Annotated in this window: 1 protein-coding gene; it reads right to left on the reverse strand. The window is 68.1% G+C overall.

The features are described from left to right. Nucleotides 1-495 (reverse strand): S1C family serine protease (locus FJV41_RS57280; protein WP_497812686.1); only part of this gene is annotated, 495 nt, incomplete at its 3' end.

Raw genomic sequence — 495 nt, forward strand, 5'->3', positions numbered from 1 at the left:
CTTGGTCACCTGCCCGATCTGCACGCCGATGCGGCCACGCGTCACGCGGCCCGTGGCGCGCAGCTGGTCGCTCACGCGGATCGCCTCGTCGATCGGGATCGCGAACGAGATGCCCATGAAGCCGCCGGAGCGCGAGTAGATCTGGCTGTTGATGCCCACCACCTCGCCGCGCATGTTGATGAGCGGGCCGCCGGAGTTGCCGGGGTTGATCGCCACGTCCGTCTGGATGAACGGCAGGTAGTCGCCCGTATCGCGCTGCTTGGCGCTCACGATGCCGGCCGTGACGGTGTTCTCGAGGCCGAACGGCGAGCCGATGGCCATCACCCATTCGCCGACGCGCAGGCGGTTCATGTCGCCCACCTTCACCGCGGGCAGCCCCGTGGCGTCGATCTTCACCACGGCCACGTCGGTGCGCTTGTCCGAGCCCACGATCTTGGCCTTGAACTCGCGCTTGTCCGTCAGGGTGACGAGCACTTCCTGCGCGCCCTCCACCAC

The organism is Myxococcus llanfairpwllgwyngyllgogerychwyrndrobwllllantysiliogogogochensis (assembly GCF_006636215.1).
Classification (GTDB): domain Bacteria; phylum Myxococcota; class Myxococcia; order Myxococcales; family Myxococcaceae; genus Myxococcus; species Myxococcus llanfairpwllgwyngyllgogerychwyrndrobwllllantysiliogogogochensis.